This is a genomic window from Chryseobacterium scophthalmum (assembly GCF_900143185.1).
Taxonomy (GTDB): Bacteria; Bacteroidota; Bacteroidia; order Flavobacteriales; family Weeksellaceae; genus Chryseobacterium; species Chryseobacterium scophthalmum.
The window spans coordinates 272,155-293,035 of record NZ_FSRQ01000001.1 but is presented as its reverse complement, the minus strand read 5'-3'; the positions used below and the strand labels follow the sequence as shown (position 1 = coordinate 293,035).

18 protein-coding genes are annotated in these 20,881 nt (G+C 32.6%); 8 read left to right on the top strand and 10 right to left on the bottom strand.

From position 1 onward, the window contains the following. Positions 1-99 precede the first annotated feature (99 nt). The 5 genes from pnuC to BUR17_RS01195 all read left to right on the top strand — a co-directional run bounded on the left by pnuC (position 100) and on the right by BUR17_RS01195 (position 6,015). A complete protein-coding gene (gene pnuC, locus BUR17_RS01215; protein ID WP_074230180.1) occupies positions 100-777 on the top strand; it encodes a nicotinamide riboside transporter PnuC in 678 nt (225 codons plus the stop codon). Continuing rightward, positions 774-1,361, top strand: coding sequence for a hypothetical protein (locus BUR17_RS01210; RefSeq protein WP_074228186.1), 588 nt, complete (start codon positions 774-776; stop codon positions 1,359-1,361). The genes pnuC and BUR17_RS01210 overlap by 4 nt, the downstream gene beginning before the upstream one ends. 90 nt (positions 1,362-1,451) lie before the next feature. Then, a complete protein-coding gene (gene dapF / locus BUR17_RS01205; RefSeq protein WP_074228185.1) occupies positions 1,452-2,222 on the top strand; it encodes a diaminopimelate epimerase in 771 nt (256 codons plus the stop codon). Positions 2,223-2,257: 35 nt separating this feature from the next. After that, a complete protein-coding gene (mltG, locus tag BUR17_RS01200; RefSeq protein WP_074228184.1) occupies positions 2,258-3,283 on the top strand; it encodes an endolytic transglycosylase MltG in 1,026 nt (341 codons plus the stop codon). A gap of 167 nt (positions 3,284-3,450) precedes the next feature. Continuing rightward, positions 3,451-6,015, top strand: a complete 2,565-nt coding sequence (locus BUR17_RS01195) for a TonB-dependent receptor domain-containing protein (protein ID WP_074228183.1) — start codon at positions 3,451-3,453, stop codon at positions 6,013-6,015. Between the two features lie 56 nt (positions 6,016-6,071). Here BUR17_RS01195 and BUR17_RS01190 read toward each other — a convergent pair whose 3' ends face one another. Genes BUR17_RS01190 through BUR17_RS01175 form a run of 4 tightly spaced genes read right to left on the bottom strand, consistent with a single transcriptional unit; the run spans position 6,072 to position 9,141 of the window. Continuing rightward, positions 6,072-6,506, bottom strand: a complete 435-nt coding sequence (locus BUR17_RS01190; protein WP_074228182.1) for an adenylyltransferase/cytidyltransferase family protein — start codon at positions 6,504-6,506, stop codon at positions 6,072-6,074. A 28-nt stretch (positions 6,507-6,534) separates the two neighbouring features. Further along, positions 6,535-7,557 (bottom strand): UDP-glucose 4-epimerase GalE, encoded by a 1,023-nt coding sequence (galE, locus tag BUR17_RS01185; protein ID WP_074228181.1) that lies wholly within the window; start codon positions 7,555-7,557, stop codon positions 6,535-6,537. Between the two features lie 15 nt (positions 7,558-7,572). Further along, complete coding sequence (locus tag BUR17_RS01180; RefSeq protein WP_074228180.1) at positions 7,573-8,016, bottom strand: hypothetical protein; 444 nt, start codon at positions 8,014-8,016, stop codon at positions 7,573-7,575. Continuing rightward, complete coding sequence (locus tag BUR17_RS01175; RefSeq protein ID WP_074228179.1) at positions 8,017-9,141, bottom strand: DegT/DnrJ/EryC1/StrS family aminotransferase; 1,125 nt, start codon at positions 9,139-9,141, stop codon at positions 8,017-8,019. Between the two features lie 169 nt (positions 9,142-9,310). On the opposite strand from BUR17_RS01175, the gene BUR17_RS01170 reads away from it, so the two are divergent. Beyond that, a complete protein-coding gene (locus tag BUR17_RS01170) occupies positions 9,311-10,912 on the top strand; it encodes a S8/S53 family peptidase (protein WP_074228178.1) in 1,602 nt (533 codons plus the stop codon). Between the two features lie 5 nt (positions 10,913-10,917). Here the strand turns inward: BUR17_RS01170 and BUR17_RS20545 are convergent, their stop codons facing one another. The 4 genes from BUR17_RS20545 to BUR17_RS01145 form a co-directional block, all read right to left on the bottom strand. Further along, a complete protein-coding gene (locus tag BUR17_RS20545; RefSeq protein WP_084550332.1) occupies positions 10,918-12,564 on the bottom strand; it encodes an alpha/beta fold hydrolase in 1,647 nt (548 codons plus the stop codon). A 126-nt stretch (positions 12,565-12,690) separates the two neighbouring features. Beyond that, positions 12,691-13,821 (bottom strand): hypothetical protein, encoded by a 1,131-nt coding sequence (locus tag BUR17_RS01155; RefSeq protein ID WP_074228177.1) that lies wholly within the window; start codon positions 13,819-13,821, stop codon positions 12,691-12,693. A gap of 41 nt (positions 13,822-13,862) precedes the next feature. Further along, the gene (locus BUR17_RS01150) at positions 13,863-14,381 is read right to left on the bottom strand and encodes a DUF1761 domain-containing protein (RefSeq protein WP_317043301.1); all 519 of its coding nucleotides are present in this window, start codon (positions 14,379-14,381) and stop codon (positions 13,863-13,865) included. A gap of 78 nt (positions 14,382-14,459) precedes the next feature. After that, positions 14,460-15,086: a hypothetical protein gene (locus BUR17_RS01145; RefSeq protein WP_074228176.1), complete on the bottom strand. Its 627-nt coding sequence runs from the start codon at positions 15,084-15,086 to the stop codon at positions 14,460-14,462. Positions 15,087-15,154: 68 nt separating this feature from the next. On the opposite strand from BUR17_RS01145, the gene BUR17_RS01140 reads away from it, so the two are divergent. Then, positions 15,155-17,053, top strand: a complete 1,899-nt coding sequence (locus BUR17_RS01140) for an ABC-F family ATP-binding cassette domain-containing protein (RefSeq protein WP_074228175.1) — start codon at positions 15,155-15,157, stop codon at positions 17,051-17,053. Positions 17,054-17,113: 60 nt separating this feature from the next. Here the strand turns inward: BUR17_RS01140 and BUR17_RS20705 are convergent, their stop codons facing one another. Beyond that, the gene (locus BUR17_RS20705) at positions 17,114-17,272 is read right to left on the bottom strand and encodes a hypothetical protein (RefSeq protein WP_157969169.1); all 159 of its coding nucleotides are present in this window, start codon (positions 17,270-17,272) and stop codon (positions 17,114-17,116) included. A gap of 52 nt (positions 17,273-17,324) precedes the next feature. Beyond that, on the bottom strand, positions 17,325-18,380 hold the full coding sequence (locus BUR17_RS01135) for a Gfo/Idh/MocA family oxidoreductase (RefSeq protein WP_074228174.1): 1,056 nt from the start codon (positions 18,378-18,380) through the stop codon (positions 17,325-17,327). A gap of 158 nt (positions 18,381-18,538) precedes the next feature. Here BUR17_RS01135 and BUR17_RS01130 point away from each other — a divergent pair, with 158 nt between their 5' ends. Continuing rightward, positions 18,539-20,749, top strand: a complete 2,211-nt coding sequence (locus tag BUR17_RS01130; protein ID WP_074228173.1) for a TonB-dependent siderophore receptor — start codon at positions 18,539-18,541, stop codon at positions 20,747-20,749. Positions 20,750-20,881 lie beyond the last annotated feature (132 nt).

Sequence of the window (20,881 nt, the reverse complement as noted above, 5' to 3'; positions counted from 1 at the left end):
ACTTTCGTCAATTTATTTTAATTCCAGACTATACAAAACTGATTTTCACCTATTTTAATGTATTTTAAAATGCAATGTTTTTTGCTTATTTTTGAAGCCATGAATATCTATGATCTCTTCATAAAACCCTACGAAACATACACTAATCTGCAAATTTTTCTTGAAGGGTTTGCCACTGTTCTAGGAATTATGAGTGTATTTTTTTCGATTAAAAAGAACATTTGGGTTTATCCTACAGGAATTGTTTCTACCATCATCTATGTTTACCTTCTTTTTATCGCAGGTTTACTTGGAGATTGTATGATTAATGTTTATTATTCGGTAATGAGTGTCTATGGATGGATTTTGTGGAATAAAAATTCTGAAGACCAAATTCACGTAGAAGTTTCGTGGGCAAAAAAGAAAGAATGGATGATGGCAGCAATACTTTTCATCCTGAGTATTTTTTTAGTGATGATTATTTATTACTACAAACCTTACATAGATAATCATTTTTCTCTGGAAAATATAGAGTTTGGTTTATATCATCTCGATTGGGCAAATTGGCTGGATGTTTTTACAACTTCTGTATTTTTGGTCGGAATGTGGTTGATGGCGAAAAGACGCATTGAGAGTTGGTTTTTCTGGATTTTGGGTGATCTTATTTCTATCCCGATGTATATTTATAAAGGATACGGAATAACTTCGGTTCAATATTTGGTATTTACGATAATGGCAATCTTAGGATATGTCAGCTGGAAAAAAAGTTTTAAAGAAAAAAATACAGTACAATTATGAAAAATATATTAAAAATAACAGCGGGTCTTCTACTCGGTTTCAGTTTAACTTCATGTGCCGTTTACAGTGACAATTACGGTGCTTACGGAGATCCATATTATGATAACGGATATTATTACGCTCCTTCAGGATATTATGGTTCCGGTGGTTATTATGGTAACGACGGATATTATTATAGAAACGATATGAGATATTATTATGACAACGGAGTACCTTATTATTACGGAAATAACAGAAATAAAGTCTACATACAACGTAATTCAGGAGCTGTAGGAAACGTCACAGGAACTCAGAGACCTAATAATGGAGTTGGTAACGGAAATAATTCTTACCGATACAACAACAATCAGAGAACTTATAATAATAACAACAATAATAATCCGCCAAGAAATAATTCCAATAATGGAGTGAGAAATCAAGGTAACTCAGGTTTCCGTAATCAAAGCCAGGGAAACAGCGGCGTAAGAAATCAGCCGCAACCTTCACAAAACAGTAGCGGAAATTACAGAAACAATACGCAGACAACCCCTCAGAACAATAATAATTCTGATAACAATCCTCAAAGAAGCGGATCAAGAAGATAATCATTCTAAATAATGAAACGGACAGCAATCGCTGTTCGTTTTTTGTTTTAATTATATTAATTTTGCAGGTTGATTTTAGACAAAAAAACTATGAAATTTTATAAATATCAGGGAACAGGAAACGACTTTGTAATGATAGATAATCGTTCAGGAGAATGGGATAACCTTTCAATTACAAACATTCAAAAACTTTGCGACCGTCGCTTTGGAATTGGTGCAGACGGATTGATCAAGATAAACACGGCAGAAGGTGTAGATTTTGAGGTTGATTACTACAATTCTGATGGTTCCAAAAGCTTCTGTGGAAACGGAGCTCGTTGTTCGGTAGCTTTTGCTCACTTTCTTTCTATTTTTAAAAATAACAAAACAGTTTTCACTGCCATCGACGGACTTCACGAAGCCGAGATCGACGGAAATATTGTAAAACTAAAAATGAGTGATGTTACAGAAATTATCAACGACGGAGAAGATTCTGTTTTAGATACAGGTTCACCCCATTATATTAAATATGTAGAAGACATTGCCAATTTCAACGTTTTTGCAGAGGGAAACAGCATCAGAAATTCTGAAAATTATAAAGAAAAAGGCATCAATGTCAATTTTGTTGAAAATATTTCTGATGATGAAATTTTTGTAAGAACCTATGAACGAGGCGTTGAGGATGAAACTTACAGTTGCGGGACAGGAGTTACAGCTTCTGCTTTAACTTTTTTAAAAAAAGGTAATCTAACCTCCATAAAAGTTAAAACGTTGGGCGGTGACCTTAAAGTTTATGCTGAAAAAGATGGAGAAGCATTCCGTCAGATTTGGCTTGAAGGTCCTGCAAAACAAGTTTTCGAAGGAAAAGTAGATCTTCTTTAGAAAAAACATAAAAACTTTTAATCTATTTAATCATAATGAAAAAAGCTATTCTCATTATCGTACTCCTTATTCTTGCAGTAGCAGGATTTTTTGGTTTAAAATTCTACAGTAAATATTACGGAAACAACGTTTCCAAAGACGGATATGTTTTGATACCACATGGTGCGAAATTTAATCAGATCTTAGATTCTATCAGTCCGTATGTTGATAATAAAGAATCATTTGTTGAGGTTGCAAAAGATAAAAACATGGACGAATATTTCAAGCCAGGTCGTTATCATTTTGCAAAAGGAACCAGCAATACAAAATTGGTAAACATGATAAAAGCCGGAAACCAGACTGAAAATTCATTCAGAATTGGTGATTTCGGAGATATTTATCAGATGGTAGGAAAAGTGAGCAAAAAAACAGAGCTAGATTCATTAAAATTTGTCAGCGATCTTGATAAAATAGCTTCTGAAAAAGGATATAAAAATGCTGAAGATTTAAAAAAATATTTCTTCATCGATACGTATAATTTTTTCTGGACGGTTACTCCAAAAGAGTTTTTCAACAAATTTGAAAATCAGTACAACGAATTTTGGACTTCTGAAAGAAAAGCTAAAGAACAAGAATCTGGCTTAACAAGAGATCAAATTTATGCTTTGGCATCTATTGTTTATAAAGAATCAGGCGGAAAACCTGACGAAATGAAAACCATTGCCGGTTTATATTTAAATAGATATAAAAAAGGAATGAAACTACAATCTGATCCAACGGTAATTTATGCAATAAATAAACAGACCAACTTTAAAGAATCTATTAAAAGAGTTTTTTATAAACATCTTTCTACTCCATCGCCTTACAATACTTATGCTAATGCAGGAATTCCTCCGGGACCAATCTGTGTGGTAGATAAAAATTCTGTGGATGCGGTTTTAAGCCCTGAAAAACACGATTATATTTTCATGTGTGCAGATCCTGAAAGATTCGGATTTCACAAATTTACGGCAAGTGCAGAGCAACATGTCATCAATGCAAAAGCGTATCAGGATTGGCTGAACTCGAAAAATATTAAATAATAAACATATTTAACTTTATTTTAACAAATTAATAATTAACATTTAGCTCTCAAAGGCGACATATCTATTAAAAATAATAAACGAATCGTGAAATTGTATTTTTAAAGGCTTTAATAAATTAATAAAATTAAAACCTTTTTATTACAATTTTATCTAAAGAATACCTTATGAATCAGACGGAAATAATCAGTATTTTCACAAAAAAAACCTTAGGACTTACTTTTGTGTTATCTGCAGCAGCTTTTGCTTTTGCTCAGGATAAAGTAGGAGTTTCAGGAACTGTGGTTGATAAAAGTAACCAACCTGTTGCTTACGCTTCTGTAACTTTCAGCAATAAAGCAAGTAAACTGTTGAGTGACGCTACTCTTACAGACGAAAAAGGAAACTATAAACTAGACCTTACTCCGGGTAATTACGATATCACAGTAGAAGCAATCGATTACAAAAAAAGTGTAATCAACAAGCAAATTACAACAGCCGGAAGTATTGGTGCGCTTTCTATAGAACCTGAAGCAACAAGTACCAATCTAAAAACACAGGATATTCAGGGAGTTGTGATTACAGCAACGGCAAAGCCTTATAAAGTTGAGCTGGATAAAAGAACTTATGATCCTTCTCAGGATATTGTAAGTAAAGGTGGAAATCTTCAGGATGTTTTATCAAATGTACCATCGGTTTCTGTTGATACAGACGGAACGGTTTCTATGAGAGGTAGCTCAAACGTTCGTTTCTTAATTAACGGGAAACCTTCTGCCCTTCTTGGGATTGATGACGGAGCCAATGCATTGCAAAGTATTCCTGCCGATCAGATTGAGAGAATTGAAGTAATTACCAACCCTTCTTCAAAATTCGAAGCAAGCGGAACTGCGGGTATTTTAAATATTATTTTAAAGAAATCAAAAAAGACAGGTTTCAACGGTAGTGTTACCGGAACTTTGGGATATTTACCTCAAACCAATTTGAATACGAATTTAAGCTGGAGAAAAGGTAATCTTACCTGGTTTTTAAACGGTGGCGGTGGTTACCGTGAATCTAAAAACACGAATAGAACAGACAATTACTTTACTAATGTAACCAAAATAGGAAGTACTCTTCAAAGTAACCAGGAGAATATTAGTGAGAGTCAAAATAAAAACTACAATGCTTCTGCAGGAATTGTTTATGATTTTTCTGATAAAACTTCTTTTAACTTATCGGGAACTGTAAGAACATTTGATAGCGAAAATTCTGGTAACGTTACTTACAATAACCAACTTTTTAGCGCTCCCGATACTTTCAGAAATAGATTAACTAATAGTGTTAATAATAACCTTGCATTTCAAGGAGATATAGGATTGGATCATAAATTTGATGATAAGGGACAAAACATTGCTTTATCATTGAGTTTACAAAGCAACAGATCATATAACGATACCGATATTGATGAAACAAATAATGGCAACTTTGAGCTTCAAAACATTATTAATCAAACGACGAAGAACAAAACATTAATCGGTAAAGCAGATTATGAGCTACCAATTGGTGAAAATTCTAAAATCGAAGCAGGATACAGAATTGATATTAATCAAAATGATTATGATAATGATGTAAGAGAAAGTACTGTAAATGCCCCTATATTGAATTTCTTAGGAACATATACTTATGAAGCCAGGTATAAAGAAATGTTTAATGCGGGATATTTACAATTTAAAAGTAAAATCGGGAAATTGGGTTATCAGGTAGGAGTAAGAAATGAATACTCAAATATAGACATTGATTATGCAAACCTAAACCCTGCATATGAAGATATCAGAAGCAGAAAAAGTTACAACAATCTTTTCCCAAGTGTTTATTTGAGTTATGAATTAGCGAAAGACAGTCAGTTCTTATTAAATTACACAAGAAGAATAGATAGACCAAGATCTTTCTTTTTGATACCAAATCCTAACTATAATGACAACCAAAATATTTTTGATGGCAATATTGATTTGAATCCTTCTTATGTTGATTCATACGAATTTGGTTACAGCATCTCTAAAAAGAAATTTACAATCAATCCAACTATTTACTACAGACATCAGACAGATGATACAAAAATGTTGGTTTATAATGAGAAAGAAACATTTACAAATAGCCTTGGTCAGCCAGAAGACAGAATTGTTTTCCATACAAAACCTATCAACTTAGGATCTGATGACCGTTTTGGTTTAGATCTAAACTTTAACTGGGATGCGACAAGTTGGTTGAAATTTTTAGGTAATGTTGATTTATTCGGATATAAAACAAAAGGTAGTATACTTTATAATACTTTAGATAATGACGGAAACCCAATTGTGGCAACAGCAGATTTTAACGGTAGCGGTTTCTCTACAAGAGCTAGATTGACTTCTACATTTAAAATTGACAAAACATTCAGTTTCCAGTTACAAGGTTTCTACAGAGGTGGACAGAAAACTGCTTATCAGGATAGAAAAGACATGTATGCTTTGAATCTAGGAGCTTCTAAAACGATTTGGAACGGTAATGGAACATTGTCATTCAATGTACAAGATATTTTCAACACCAGAGCTATGAGATCTACAACTTATGGTGAAAACTTTACCAGAGAATCTTACATGCAATGGCAACCAAGACAGTTTGCGGTATCTTTAACTTACAGATTTAAGCAAGGTGAAAAGATTGAGCAGCCGAAGAGAAAGAAAGATGTAAATTCTAATGCTACAGGTGACGACCAACAAGGCGGACCAATGTAATATTATTTACAATTAGTTATAAAAAATCCCGAAAATTAATTTTTCGGGATTTTTATTTATTTAGATTTTGCCATTTCGGCTTCGTAGATTCTTTTCCTTAAATCGCTTGAAGAAAAGCGGTGATCTCTTTTATTATAAAAAATCTCAATGCCTTTTTCTTCACAATATTGTTTTCCGGTGAAATCACGATCCAGATAATCGTCTCCGATAATCCTTACATCAATTACAAAAGATTTTAAAATATCTTCTAAATCCTGCTCAGTATAGTAGGGAATAATTTCATCAACTGCATTCACAGCTTTCAGCTGAATATATCGCTCAACAATTGTTTGTGTAGGTTTGTTTTTTGTAGGCCGTTCGTGCGACGGATCAATCTGTAAACCAACAATCAGGTAATCACAAACTGTTTTAGCTTCTTCCAACATTTTGATATGACCTGCATGCAGAAGATCAAATGAGGAAAATGTAATGCCTATTCTTTCCGTTTTCATATTTTTTCGTGTCTTATTTTAGTTAAAATTAATTTTTTCTTGATTCTAAATATTTCTGCCATTCCCAAACAGTTTTCAAAGCTTCTTTCAAAGAAGTTTCAGATTTCCAGTTGAGTTCTTTTTCAGCTTTTTCAGCATTGGCATAAGCAATGGTGATATCACCTTCTCTCCTATCGCAAATTTGATAAGGTACAGCTACTTCATTTGCAGATTCGAAAGTTTCTACAACTTCTAAGACCGATGATCCTTTTCCTGTTCCCAGATTATAAATATCAATTACAGTTTCTTCAGAATTGTTATTCATTAAGCTTTTCAGTGCAGCAACGTGCGCTTTCGCCAAGTCTACCACATAAATGTAGTCACGAATTGCAGTTCCATCTTCCGTAGGATAATCATTTCCCCAAACACTTAGTTTCTCACGAATTCCCGCCGCTGTCTGCATCACATAAGGAACTAAATTATTGGGAACTCCAATTGGTAATTCACCTAATAAAGCTGAAGGATGTGCCCCAATAGGATTAAAATATCTCAGTAAACATATTTTACTATTGTAAGATTGAGCAAAATCTTTTAAGATCTCCTCTCCCATTTGCTTTGTCTTTCCGTAAACACTTTCCGGCATCTTCAGCGGGGTATTCTCGTCTATTGGCATTTCATCAGCTTGTCCGTAGACTGTGCAAGATGAACTGAAAATGAAATTTGATATTTGTCTAGCCTTAAATTCCTGAAGAATATTAATCAGCGAAAACAAATTATTTTCGTAATAGTCAATCGGTTTTTCCTGGCTTTCACCAACCGCTTTAAAAGCTGCAAAATTAATGCATCCTTCAATATCATGTGCCTCAAAAACCTGATGAAGAAGTTCTTTTCTTTTCAGATCAAAAGGATAAAATATAGGTCGTTTCCCTGTAATTTCCTCAATATTATGTAAAATAAATTTTTCCGAATTGGATAAATCATCAACGATGATTACTTCAAAGTTGTTATTAATGAGTTCTACAACAGTATGAGAACCAATATATCCAAGTCCGCCTGTGACTAGTATTGCCATTTTTTATTTATGTTTTTAATCGTTTTTTATACCAATTTCATCTATTTCAAGTTCGTTAATATTTTTTCTAAACTTAAAGTAATTAGTAATAAATAAAATACCTAAAATAATCCCATACACCAAAGGTACTGTATAAAAATCTGTAGAATTTTCACCGAAATCTTTAACAATGAATATTGAATAAAAGAGAAAAAAAGATATAATCAGAAGTATTAAAAACAACACTGCTGAAAAAGTTATAATTGAATTTTTATTTTTTATTATAAACATTATAAGAGAAGAGAATGACAAAATACATATCATAATAATAGCAACAAATGAAAATACATCTATCGAATTATCAAAATTATCCGTTTCAATTCTATTAATTAAACCTATCGAAAAAGAAATGAATAAAATAATGTTTAATGAAAGGATTATCCAATAAACAAATTTATATTTAAAAACTCTCTTTTTCATTTATCCCATAAACTCCAAAACAGCATCCGTAATATACTTCAACTGCTCTTCATCCAATTCTGTGTGCATCGGAAGAGAAATTACCTGATCCAAAAGCTTATCTGTGTTTACAAAATCAGCATCATTGCTTTCCTGATAATACGCTTTTTGTTTTCTTAAAGCAACAGGATAATAAATCATCGCCGGAATTTCTTTTTCAGTAAGAAACTTTTGTAATTCATTACGTTTTCCGTTTAAAATTCTCAAAGTATATTGATGAAAAACGTGAGTTGAATTTTCAGACCTTTTCGGAGTAAGAATATTTTCATTTCCTGCAAAAGCGTCATCGTAATAATCAGCAGCTTTTCTTCTTGCATCGTTGTAAGAATCAAGATTCGGAAGTTTTTTTCTTAAAATTGCAGCCTGAATACTGTCTAGTCTTGAGTTAACTCCTACTTCATCATGGTAATATCTTTCGTACATTCCATGGTTTACAATTCCTCTTAAACGGTGAGCAAGCTCATCATTATTCGTAAAAATTGCTCCACCATCGCCGTAACAACCTAAATTTTTAGATGGAAAAAAAGAAGTTGTTCCAACGGTAGACATTGTTCCTGCATGTCTCACTTCTCCACTAGAAAAAGTATATTGAGAACCGATTGCCTGTGCGTTGTCTTCAATCACAAATAAATTATGTTCTTCAGCAATTTTTAAAATCTCCTCCATATTGGCACATTGTCCGAAAATATGAACCGGAATAATTGCCTTTGTTTTAGGAGTAATTGCTTTTTTAATCGCTTCTGTAGAGATGGTAAAAGTATCGTAATCTACATCTACCAATACAGATTTTAGTTTTAATAAATGAATAACTTCAACGGTAGCTGCAAAAGTAAAATCAGCAGTAATCACTTCGTCTCCTTCCTGTAAATCTAAGCCCATCAAAGCAATCTGCAAAGCATCAGTTCCGTTGGCACAAGGAATTACATGTTTTACATCCAGATAAGTTTCCATTTCGTTTTGGAAAGATTTTACTTCCGGTCCGTTAATAAAAGCAGCAGAATCCATTACATTTAAAACCGCATTGTCTACATCATTTTTTATTTTGTAATACTGACTCTGCAAGTCAACCATCTGTATCTTTTTCATATAAATTTTATTTTTTAAGTTTTGTAAAATTGCTTTTAGGTTTTAGATTTTAGATTTTATTTTTCCTAATAAAGTAATTTCTTAAACGAATATTTTCGTAAAAATAAGGATTTTAAAGTGCTATCAAAAATTTTATTGATTTTGTTTTATCTTTATAAAAAATTATTAGATGAAAAAACTTTTACTGTTTTGTTTTTTAGCGGGTTACTCTACATCTTTTGCGCAAACTGAACTTGTTTTTGTTTATTTTACCGGTAAACCCAACAAAGCTGCATTTTATGCCAATCCACTTTCTGAGCTGAGTCAAAAATCGCTCAACAGGCGTACTGCATTGGGAATTGCATTAAATGATCAGGACGCTCCCATCGAGCAATCTTATATTCAAAATCTACAAAATTTAGGATTTACGATCACCGATTATTCAAAATGGCTGAATGGTGTTGCCGTAAATGCCAATCAGGCGCAGGTCAATTTAATTAAAACACAACCTTTTGTACAATCAGTAGAAAGTTTTGCTAAAAATTCTTCTTTAGTTTTAAAAACTCAAAATACCAATAAATGGTCAGATTTTGAATCAACTCAGAAAAACCAGACCATATTCGATTATGGTTCAGGATCTGAACAGATTGATCAAATCAATTTAAGACCACTCCATCTTGCCGGATTTACCGGAACCGGAGTAACCATTGCCGTTATTGATACCGGATTTCCGACCGTAAATACAGGTTCTGCATTTTCCAGATTATGGACCAATAACAAAATAAAAGGCGGTTACGATTTTGTATCAAAAGGCACAGACATCTATAATCCTTCGCTCAATAACCACGGAACAGTAGTTTTAGGAGCAATTGGAGGTTACATTGCCGATGCTTTTGTGGGTTCTGCTCCTGATGCTGATTTTTATCTTTACCGCAGTGAAAATTCAGCAGTTGAAGTTCCCGAAGAAGAATTATATTGGATTGAAGCCGCGGAAGAAGCCGACAGGAAAGGGGTAGATATTATCACAACTTCTTTAGGATACAATAATTTTGATGACCCAAAATACAGCTATACTTACAATGACATGAACGGTACAAAATCTTTCATTGGAAGAGCCAGTGAAATTGCTGTAAATAAAGGAATTTTTGTTTTAATTGCAGCCGGAAATTCTGGTGAAGTTTCTTGGCATTATATTACAACTCCGGCAGACAATGTTAAAGTTTTCAGTATTGGTTCTGTCGATTCTGCAGGAAATGCTTCTGGATTTTCATCTTACGGTCCCAATTCTTTAGGAATGATAAAACCAGATGCAAGTACAAGAGGAACTTCATCTGCGACAGTAGACAATAATACGATCATCTCAGTTTCGGGAACATCCATTGCAACGCCCATTGCAGCAGGCGGAGTTGCTTGCTTAATTCAGGCTTTTCCGGGAATGAACAGAGATTTGATGAGAACAAACTTAAGACAGAATGCTTCATTATTTCCTGCACACAACGATCAAATGGGATATGGAATTCTGAATTTTGGAAGTTTTTATAATTCTACATTAAATACTTCAGAACTCGTAAAAAAGAATACGATAGCAATCTTCCCAAACCCCGTAAAAAACATCCTGAATATTGCGACCGAAGCACAAATTATTTCAACCGAAGTTTACGATAATCTGGGAAGAATGATTTTAAAATCTGCTCAAAAATCTATCAAAGTAGAAGATTTCGCAAAAGGAACTTATTATTTAAAAATCCAAACCAAGGATAAAGTCTATTATGAAAAGTTTTTGAAACAATAACCTGATTATTGTTTCAAAAATTCTAAAATATCCTGATTAAGCTGATCTGCATTTTCAAAAGGAATCATGTGAGTAGCATCTTTATAGATTTTCAGTTCAGAGTTAGGTATTTGTTTAGCCAAAAACTCGGTATGACTTTGTTTGATGACATCTTTTTCACCGGCAATCACCAACACTTTATTCTGAATTTTATTTAATTGTTTTTCACTGATATTCGGTTCTTTCAGCATCAGTTTCAACAGTCTTCTTTCATTCAGTTTTTCAGGGTTATTTTGCAGCTGTAACACTTTATATTTAATATTAAAATTATTGAGTAATTCCTGATCAACACCATCCGGAAAAGCATTTGCGCCAATTGTAATCAATAGATTTAAATTCTTTGGATATTTTAAAGCAAATTCCAATCCTGTATTTCCGCCGTCACTCCACCCTGCAATATTGATTTTTTGCAATCCCAAATGATCAGCCAAAGCTTTTACATCATCTGCAAAAATCTTATAATCAAGATCATTTTTAGTTTTATCAATGCTTTTTCCCTGCGCTCTTGTATCCATTACAATCACTTTATATTGTTTTGAAAGTACAGGAATCTGCTGATAAAAATCTTTTATGCTTCCTGAATTTCCGTGAAGTAAAAAAAGAGGTTCACCTTCACCATACACTTCATAATAAAGATTTGCGTTTTTAAGATTCAGCATCTTTCCAACTTCCTGATTTTTTCCGTACACACTTTCTTCAGAAGCGATCTGATAAGTACTTACATCCGGAAAAAAAGAAGCAATACTTTCCTCACTCAACTCTTCGTGCTTATTTTGATCTTTTGCATTTTTATCCACTTTTACATCAATATTTATAGCCGGAGCGGCAATGGTCATTTTCTTCCATTCGTCATAAAATTTTCTTATATATCCTGTTCTGAAAAGTGCAGCACTGATATTTACCCTACCTTCAAACTCTCTCAAAAACTGAATTCCTACAAAAAATTTTCCCTGAACCCAAATATTTTTGTCATTCACATCCAAAGTAAAAGTTCCGTCAACAATTTTATCTTTTGTTAATTCAACCGTGATTTCTTCATCCAGAATACTTTCATTTGGCAAACCATTCTTTTCATTATAAATCGTATACCGCATAATTACAGGTCGATCTGCTGTAATACTTGCAATATTAAGATTAATGTTTTTGATTTTAGATTTTTTACTAGCTTTAAATTCCAATGCAGTTTCTCCTAAAAAATCTTCTTTTTTGAATGCCGGATTTACCGAATACATCACACTTTTAGTTTTCGTATTCACTCCCCAATTTTTATCGACTAATTTTTTAGTTTTTAAAACAACTTCCTGAATATTTTTCACTTTCTCTTTCAGATAGATCTTCTGTTGATCTTGCTTCACAAAATTGGCAACAGTTTCAGTAAATGGTTCATATCCCGCAACTTCGACTTTAATTTTATTGGACGTGTTTGCTTTAGAAAGGTCGATTGTAAAATTCCCGTTTTCATCAGTAATGACACCAATATTTTCTTTATCTATACCAATTTTGGCATAAGAAACCGGTTGATTTTCATTTTTAGAAATTACAGTTCCAGAAATGGTTTGTGAATAATAAAAACCCGCGGTAAAAAGAAGTAACGTAAAGTTGAGCTTTTTCATGATAATAATTTTGAAGCAAAAATCTCAAATCCACCTGTCAATCACTCATAAAATCCTATTAAATTTGAGCTTTGTTTAGTTAAAAATAATATAAATAATCACGTTAAAGTGAACAGAATTCTTAATTTATTTAAAAGGCTTTCTCTGAATCCACTCTACTTTTGGATTTAATGATGTGAAAATCTTTTCCATAAAAGAGTTGATTGCTTTGTTGTTATGTTTAATTAAACCAAAAATCTCTACGGGTTCGGCACCAATTGTAGATTTTATTTCGAGCGCAGTCCTGCCGAAAACAATACGTTTAAACTGATTTGAAATTCCAAATTCGGTCATATCAAAAAGCATATTCAGATAAATCTGTTTTTCTTTCTGAATCTCTTTATCATAGCCTAAAAAATAGGTATCAATATCGTTGTTATTAAGAATTAAAGTATAAAAGCCAATCAGTTTTTCATTAAAAAAATATCCGAAGACTTTGAAATTCTCCTTCAAATTTTGTTTCATGCTTTCAAAATGATTTTCTGTGAGAAAAAAGGTATTAAAAGGAGCGTTTTCTGCAACATTTTGATACAGAATATTCATTTCATTCTGATACTTTTTGATCAACTGAATATCCAATTCCAATTTTTGAATTCCATCTATCTTTTTCTTTGCAGATTTCAGTCTTGCACGGTATTTTTTAGATAAATCATTGCTGTAATCTTCAAAACAATTCCATTCCGGTTTTATATTTAAAATCATATTGGGTTGAACTGAAAACCTATAAAATGATTTAAATTTTTTCTCTTCAAAGTTTTTCAAAAACGATTTCTGATAGTCTTTATAAATCATCAAAGATGTTTTTCCTAATATTGCTTGAATATTTTGTGAAGCTTCATTCAACAAAAGAATCGCTTTTTCAGTTGGAATTTTTGAAGTGTCGAAATAAAAACCGTTTTGCCCGGTCAACATATTATTCCCTAAAATCATCACATCTTTACTCAACTGTCTGGTCAGAAAATTTCTTATACTACACAAAACTTCGCCTTTCTGAAAACTTTTATGTTCAATAAAATTTAAATATTGAAATAATGCGCCACCAATTAAATTTTCATCCGAAAAAAAACCGACAAAACAATATTTCATATTCATCGGTTTTGATTCTTCCAAAACACGAAAATATTCTTCAGACAACATAATATTTTGCTGTCCGATGACGATATTCCAATTAATTGGAAGCTCAGTAGTTGAATTAAAGATTTTAAAAGTATAAGACATAAAAAAAGCCACAAATGCAGCCTTAAAATTTATATTTAAAATTATTTTTGAGTCACCCAGTTAAATCCGTCCATTGCGTACCATCCACAAATAATTCCGCCCATTAAAGTAATAGTGATCGTCCAGAATCCGGTGTTGATGAAAACATATTTCCAAGATTTTCTTTCAAACATTGCATTGATGGCAAGTAAAGGAAAAACAAAGAAAATTCCCGTCATAAAAGAATGCAAAGCGCCGTGACCAAATGAGCGATATGCTTTACCGTAATCATTCATAAAAGCAGCGTAAGAAGGTTTTGCCAAAGTTTCGTCACCACCAATCATTCCCAAAGCTCCAAACTGATGAATCGTTACAAACTGAAGAAACATTCCGATTAAAAAAGATAAAATAATCGACAAAATAAAGACGACGCCCATATTTGCGCCTTTCATTTTCTCTTCAGTTAATCCACATTCTCTCATCCATACTTTCCCGAAAAGTTTAGGATTATACCAAATAAATTCCATCACCAAAGGAATCAATGAGGCAAGAAGTATTGCCAGAAAGTTAATTTGTATCATAGTTTTTAGATATAGTTTAGTTTCTCAAATCTACATTAAAAATGATTACAAAAAACATAGCATAGAAAAATGTATGGATTATTGAAAAAGAATTTGAATAAGTTTAAAGCTTTCAGAAATTCTTTCAGGATTGGTCATATAATAATAAAGAGCGTAAGGAATACCCGGTAAAATCTCTAGAATTATTGCAAATAAAGGCAACAGCAGATAAAGAAATATCGGAAATTTTCTTTTCATCGAAAACTTTTTTATCATTGCATTCCAAATGATTTTTATTCTGTCTTTATCATTCCATAAAATTAGAAAACATAAAACAAAGTAATATGTAAAACGCCTTGTAAAAGCCTGTCCCATTCCTTCATCCATAAAACTGATATCCATTAAAACAATATTGGCAGCAATGGGAATGAAGAAGATAACTCCTAAAATCGCGGTAGATTCAAACAGCAGTAAAATTCCTGCGATGATCTGAAGTATTCCTACAGTTGTTTTTAAAGGTTCGTGATCAAATAAAAACCACATTACTTTAAACATAGGCAAATCTTTCAACGGAACCAGCAAATCACTGGAAGAAACTCCAAACTGACCATCTACAAGTTTACTATAACCATAATTGATAAAAGTAAAAGCAAGTAAAAATCTTGCTGCTAAAATGAAATAATCCCAATATCTTTTTTTAGGAATCGAACGTAATTTTGCAATCATATTTTTAAGGTTTAATTTTCGTATTTTTGCGCCTCAATCGAAATTTCAAATAAAACTTTCACTCTATAATGAATTACGTTTCAGTCGAAAATCTTACCAAATCATATGGCATCAAAACTTTGTTTAAAAATGTCTCATTTCACGTTAATGAAGGTGACAAAATTGCCATAGTTGCCAAAAACGGCAGCGGAAAATCTACCCTTTTGAAAATTTTGATGGGAAAAGAGATTGCAGACAGCGGTTCTGTAGTTATTAATAAAGATATTCAGGTTGTTTTGTTTGATCAGGAAATCGATTTTGAGTCTGATCTTACCATTGACGAGTTTATGATGACTTTAGATTCTGCGCCTATTTTAGCTTTAAAAAAATACCATCATGCTTTAGTTTCAGGTAATCCGGATGAGATGGAAACTGCACTTGCAGAAATGGAAATTCACAAAGCATGGGATTTGGAAAATGAAATGAGCCAGATTCTTTCTCAGTTGAAAATTACAGATTTAACAGCGAAAATGGGAATGCTTTCAGGTGGACAGATTAAACGTGTTGCTTTGGCAAAACTTTTAACAGAAACCAGAGCAGAACACCGTCACACTCTTTTGATTATGGATGAGCCAACCAACCACCTTGATGTGGAAATGGTAGAATGGCTTGAAAATTATTTAAATAAAGCAAAAATCACTTTAATTCTTGTTACTCACGACCGTTATTTCCTTGATGCGGTTTGTGGGATTATCTGGGAAATGGAAGATCAGAATATGTACTTCCATAATGGTTCTTACGCAACTTATCTTGAAAACAAAATGATTCGTGAGGATAATATGAATTCTACGATTGATAAAGCGCAAAACCTTTACAGAAAGGAATTGGAATGGATGCGAAGACAACCTAAAGCAAGAACTACCAAATCAAAATCTAGACAAGATGATTTTTACGAAACTGAAAAAGTAGCAAAAACAGATACCCGTAAAGAAAAATTGGAGCTTGATTTTGAAATGAAAAGATTGGGTAACAAAATCCTTGAACTTAAAGATATTTCTAAAAGTTATGGTGATAAATTGTTGCTGAAAGATTTCAGTTATTCTTTCCAAAGAGGAGAAAAAGTAGGGATTGTAGGAAAAAACGGTGCCGGAAAATCTACTTTACTTAACATTATTCAAGGTTTTGAATCAAAAGATTCGGGAGAAATTGAAACAGGAGAAACCATTAAGTTCGGATATTTTTCTCAAAAAGGACTTCAGTATAAAGAAGAGGAAAGAGTGATCGATTTCATTAAAGAAATTTCTGAAAATTTCCCTTTGGCTAACGGAAGAACGATTACAGCATCTCAGTTTTTAAGATTATTCTTATTTGATGATCAAACGCAATATTCACCAATCTCTAAACTTTCGGGAGGTGAAAAAAGAAGACTGCATTTGATGTATATTTTATATCAAAACCCAAACTTTTTGATTTTTGATGAGCCAACGAACGATCTTGACCTTCCTACTTTGACGGTTTTGGAAAATTTCCTTTTAAATTTCCAGGGAAGTTTGATTATCGTTTCTCACGACAGATATTTTATGGATAGAATTGTTGATCATATTTTAGCATTTGAAGGTGAAGGAAAAATCAAAGATTTCATCGGAAACTTTTCAGAATATAGAGAAAATAAAAAACTGGAAGACGAAAGCCAGAAAAATGAAGATAAAAAAGCAAAAACGGTAGCTGAAAAGGTGGTTGAAAAACCAGTTGTTGCAGATGTTCCGAAAGCTCAAACTCCAAAAAAAAAGCTTTCTTTCAAAGAACAACGTGAGCTGGAAACCATTGAAAAAGAGATTCCGGAATTTGAAGGTAAAAGAGCCGCAATTCTGGAACAACTGAATAATGAAACTGATTACGAGAAAATATCTAAACTTTCTGCAGAACTGGAAAGCCTTGCCGAAAAGCTGGAAAACCATGAGATGAGATGGCTTGAGCTTCAGGACTAAATAAAACAAAAAAAATAGCTGTTCAGTAATTGAACAGCTATTTTTTTATGATATCTAAAATTACTTTTTTCTGATCAGTGTAAAAATACTGTAAAAAAGAAATGCGGTTCCTACAATAAGAAACCCATATTTTAGATATATATTATCCTGAACTAAAGTCATTGCAATCCCTACAAACAGCAAACCGATGACAGTAAAACTTGAACTTCTTTTTTGCATAATTTACTTTATAAATAGGTGTGTTATTGGCTATATTTGTTACAAAAATCTATTATAATTCAACAACTTTTCCTTTTTTAGAACTTTCAAGAGCGGCTTCAATAATTTTCATATTTTGTACGACTTCGTTTCCTAGAGACGGTAAAGCATATCCAAAAACAATGTGTTCGTAGATTTGCTGATAATAATTCATATAATTTCCGAATTCACTTGAAGTTAAAACTCTTTCAGTTTCTGAATTTCCATTAAAATAAGTAAGAATTCCATCGGCTTCTTTCAAAGGTTGCATCCATTCTTTTCCATAAGTTGGAACCGCTCCTGCAACTAATTCATTTTCCTGATTATCGGTACGCTCTTGCAAAAAACTTCCTTTATCACCATGAATTTTATAGGCATAATGTTCTTCCTTGGTAAAAACAGAAGATTTTAATCTCACCCGCAAATCATTTTTATAATACAAAAGAATTTCAAAATAATCGTTGGCAAAACTCTCCCCTTTCATTGAAAAAACATCAGCAAAAAGTTTTTCAGGAAAGCCAAAAAGCTGGACCGCCTGATCAACTAAATGCGAACCTAAATCGTGCATTGATCCTGAACCGTTTTGTTCAGGGTTTTCTTTATGTTCTTTTCCGCTTGGCTCGGTTCTGAATCTGTCGAAACGAATTTCAGTTTCTCTTACATTTCCTAATTTTCCTTCTGCCAAAACTTTTTGTACCTGAAGATAATCTCGGTCGAATCTTCTGTTTTGATAAACACTTAAAAAAAGATTTTTATTTTCAGCCAAATTAACCAGTTCTTCTGCTTCTGAAACAGTAACTGTAAAAGGTTTTTCTACAATTACATTTTTTCCAGCTTCCAGAGCCATTTTTACATATTCAAAATGAGTCTGAACCGGAGTATTCACAACAACTACTTCAATATCTGCATTTTTCAGCATCTCTTCTACCGAACGGTAAATTTCTGCATCGGGATATTTTTCTTTAGAATCTTCCTTTGATCTTTCAACTACGGCAGACATAAAAAAACCGGGATGTTCTTTTAAAAATGGAGCGTGAAAAACTTTACCGCTCATTCCGAATGCACAAAGACCTACTTTTACCAATTGCATAGATATATTTTTTAACAAAGATATTTAAATTTAGAAACATCAGAATTGGAAAAATAACTCACGAAAATAGCATGATAAAAATCAGAAAATAATTTTTAATTATTCTAAACAACAATGTTACATTTGCGCATTATTTAAAACCTCTCTAAATAATCTAAATGAAAAAACAAATTATCTCTTTAGGCTTACTGATTATTTCTGTTACAGTTAGTGCTCAACTAAAAAATGCAGAAGCTGATACGATTAGAATCGGAACCATCGAAGATGTGAATATCCGTAAGACAGGAAACCCTAACAAGGCAACCCCGATGTCTACAAAATCGAATCTTACCGTAATGGAAACTCCACAACCCATTGCAATTGTTACTCATGATATTATTGAGCAACAACAGGCAAAACAACTTAGTGATGTGTTGCAAAATGTAAACGGAATGTACATTACCTCTTCAAGAGGAAATTCTCAGGATAGTTTCGGAGGACGTGGTTTCGCATTAGGTAATGACAATATTTTTAAAAACGGATCAAGAGTTAATAGTGGTGTTTTCCCGGAAGTAAGCGGATTGGAGAGAGTTGAGGTTTTAAAAGGAGCCAATGCAATGCTTTATGGAAATACAGCTGCAGGAGGTGTTATCAATATGATCACTAAAAAACCTAGGTTTGATTTTGGAGGAAGCGTTGGTTTGAACGCAGGTAGCTGGAATTCTTATAAACCAACAGTTGATATTTATGGTCCTTTAACAAAAAATATTGCATTCAGAGTAAACGGAGCTTATGAATATGCTGAAAGTTTCAGGGATGTGGTACAATCGGAGAAATACTACTTCAACCCTTCATTCTTATTTAATCTGAGCCCTAAATCTCAATTAATCGTTGAAGCAGATTATCTTAAAAATGATTTCACTCCGGATTTTGGAATTGGAGGTATTACAGCTAATGACGGTAGTTACTCTTTAAATACAAACACAGATAGAAGTACATTTTTTGGTACCAAATGGCAATATCAAAATGTAGAACAGGTTTCCACAAACGTTACTTTCAATCATCAAATAAATGATAAATGGTCGTTAAATGCTACTACATCTTACCAAAACTATACAAGAGATTACTTCTCAACAGAAAGAGTAGCTTGGACGTATGCAAAAACAAGTCCTACTAGACTTTCTTGGACGGTTCCTTACAACAAAACAAATGGTGAACAAAATTACGGTTCTGCACAAGTAAACTTAAATGGTGAATTTAATACAGGAAGTATTGGTCACAAAGTATTAATTGGTGCTGATGCAGATTATGGACAAACAGATGCTTATACTTATACTTTAACCAATTCTCCGTCTAAAGTTGTTTATCTAGATGACCCTTCAACTTGGGACAACACAAATCTTGCAATGCCAGATTCTAAACTTAATATTAATAATAGAACAAGAACAAGAAGAGTTGGAGCTTATGCACAAGATTTTATTAGTTTAACAAAAGAATTTAAAGTAATTGCTGGTTTACGTTGGTCTTATATCGAAAATATGGCGACAATCAATACCAATTTCAATACCGGCATCAAAACCTTAACCCCTAATTCATCATCATCAGATCAAGCTTTATCACCAAAACTTGGTTTAGTGTATATGCCAAATGATAATTTATCTGTTTTTGCAACATATACCAATTCATTCTCTACAAATACTGGAAAAGATATTAACCAAAACGCTCTAAACCCAACTACAATAGACCAATATGAAGTTGGGATGAAGAAAAACCTTTTTGGAAATGCATTATCTTTCAATGTTTCATTATACCAAATATTATATAATAAATATTATGGAACTGCGCAGTTCGATATTAATGGAGCTGCCAATAGTGATACTACTATTAAAGAATATATTGGTAAAATGAGCAGTAGAGGTTTTGAAGTAGATATTACAGGAAATCCTACAAAATATTTATCAATTATCGGAGGTTTCTCTTACAATCATGCAGTTTATAAAGATACTCCAGATTTGCCTTCTTCGTACGTGGAAGATCAGAGATTGGTAAGAACTCCTGCTACTACAGCAAATTTATCTGTTTTTTATAAATTTGGAGAAAAACTTCAAGGTCTAAAAGTAGGCGCAGGTGTTTACTATGTAGGTAGTAGATTTGCTGGCTGGAACGATACAAAAGCTACATTAGTATCAAGAAATAATGTAACAAGAATGTTTGAAGTAGATCCTTTTACAACCGCATCATTCAGCGTGGGGTATGATTGGAAAAAATTCTCAATACAAGGAAAACTTAATAATATTTTTGATACTAAAAGTTTCAACGTTCACGAAAATTATTCTGTAAATCCTATTACACCAAGAAACTTTTATTTTACGCTTACTTATAAGCTTTAAATAATTGATCAATCATTATATAAAGTGGAAGTTGCAATATTGTAACTTCCATTTTTTATTTTAAAATCTAAAAGAAAGTCTTACTAATATTTTTTTATTACTTCATTAGTAAAAGCGTTATGAATCACTTTT

What these genes read in the sequence shown, in the direction of transcription:
- pnuC (WP_074230180.1), top strand. Translation starts at nt 100, where the DNA reads ATGAATATCTATGATCTCTTCATAAAACCCTACGAAACATACACTAAT.
- BUR17_RS01210 (WP_074228186.1), top strand. Translation starts at nt 774, where the DNA reads ATGAAAAATATATTAAAAATAACAGCGGGTCTTCTACTCGGTTTCAGT.
- dapF (WP_074228185.1), top strand. Translation starts at nt 1,452, where the DNA reads ATGAAATTTTATAAATATCAGGGAACAGGAAACGACTTTGTAATGATA.
- mltG (WP_074228184.1), top strand. Translation starts at nt 2,258, where the DNA reads ATGAAAAAAGCTATTCTCATTATCGTACTCCTTATTCTTGCAGTAGCA.
- BUR17_RS01195 (WP_074228183.1), top strand. Translation starts at nt 3,451, where the DNA reads ATGAATCAGACGGAAATAATCAGTATTTTCACAAAAAAAACCTTAGGA.
- BUR17_RS01190 (WP_074228182.1), bottom strand. Translation starts at nt 6,506, where the DNA reads ATGAAAACGGAAAGAATAGGCATTACATTTTCCTCATTTGATCTTCTG.
- galE (WP_074228181.1), bottom strand. Translation starts at nt 7,557, where the DNA reads ATGGCAATACTAGTCACAGGCGGACTTGGATATATTGGTTCTCATACT.
- BUR17_RS01180 (WP_074228180.1), bottom strand. Translation starts at nt 8,016, where the DNA reads ATGAAAAAGAGAGTTTTTAAATATAAATTTGTTTATTGGATAATCCTT.
- BUR17_RS01175 (WP_074228179.1), bottom strand. Translation starts at nt 9,141, where the DNA reads ATGAAAAAGATACAGATGGTTGACTTGCAGAGTCAGTATTACAAAATA.
- BUR17_RS01170 (WP_074228178.1), top strand. Translation starts at nt 9,311, where the DNA reads ATGAAAAAACTTTTACTGTTTTGTTTTTTAGCGGGTTACTCTACATCT.
- BUR17_RS20545 (WP_084550332.1), bottom strand. Translation starts at nt 12,564, where the DNA reads ATGAAAAAGCTCAACTTTACGTTACTTCTTTTTACCGCGGGTTTTTAT.
- BUR17_RS01155 (WP_074228177.1), bottom strand. Translation starts at nt 13,821, where the DNA reads ATGTCTTATACTTTTAAAATCTTTAATTCAACTACTGAGCTTCCAATT.
- BUR17_RS01150 (WP_317043301.1), bottom strand. Translation starts at nt 14,381, where the DNA reads ATGATACAAATTAACTTTCTGGCAATACTTCTTGCCTCATTGATTCCT.
- BUR17_RS01145 (WP_074228176.1), bottom strand. Translation starts at nt 15,086, where the DNA reads ATGATTGCAAAATTACGTTCGATTCCTAAAAAAAGATATTGGGATTAT.
- BUR17_RS01140 (WP_074228175.1), top strand. Translation starts at nt 15,155, where the DNA reads ATGAATTACGTTTCAGTCGAAAATCTTACCAAATCATATGGCATCAAA.
- BUR17_RS20705 (WP_157969169.1), bottom strand. Translation starts at nt 17,272, where the DNA reads ATGCAAAAAAGAAGTTCAAGTTTTACTGTCATCGGTTTGCTGTTTGTA.
- BUR17_RS01135 (WP_074228174.1), bottom strand. Translation starts at nt 18,380, where the DNA reads ATGCAATTGGTAAAAGTAGGTCTTTGTGCATTCGGAATGAGCGGTAAA.
- BUR17_RS01130 (WP_074228173.1), top strand. Translation starts at nt 18,539, where the DNA reads ATGAAAAAACAAATTATCTCTTTAGGCTTACTGATTATTTCTGTTACA.